This is a genomic window from Faecalibacterium sp. DFI.5.82, from assembly GCF_029076575.1.
Taxonomy (GTDB): domain Bacteria; phylum Bacillota; class Clostridia; order Oscillospirales; family Ruminococcaceae; genus Faecalibacterium; species Faecalibacterium duncaniae.
This window is the reverse complement of sequence record NZ_JARFIS010000286.1, coordinates 1-327: the sequence shown is the minus strand read 5'-3', so window position 1 is coordinate 327 and position 327 is coordinate 1. Positions and strand designations below refer to the sequence as shown.

Below are 327 nucleotides of genomic sequence, written 5' to 3'. Positions count from 1 at the left end.
TCTGCGGCACCGGTGTCGGCATCAGCATGGCCGCCAACAAGGTCAAGGGCATCCGCGCCTGCTGCTGCTCCGACAGCTTCAGCTGCGAGTACACCCGCCGCCACAACGATGCCAATGCCCTGTGCAAGGGCGGCCGCGTTGTCGGCCCCGGCCTTGCCTGCCAGCTGGTGGATCTGTTCCTGAACACCCCGTTTGAGGGCGGCCGCCACGAAAAGCGCCTTGCAAAACTGATGGCAATCGAAACCCGATAAACATAAAAAGGAGCGTGTATTTATGACCCCTATGATCGTTGAGCATCCCCTGCTGCAGCACAAGCTGAGCATCCTG

1 protein-coding gene is annotated in these 327 nt (G+C 60.2%); it reads left to right on the top strand.

Annotated elements, in window-relative coordinates; translation table 11 throughout:
* A partial coding sequence (locus tag P0G09_RS16635) for an RpiB/LacA/LacB family sugar-phosphate isomerase (RefSeq protein WP_275253216.1) occupies positions 1-251 on the top strand: 251 nt, incomplete at its 5' end.
* Positions 252-327: the final 76 nt, after the last annotated feature.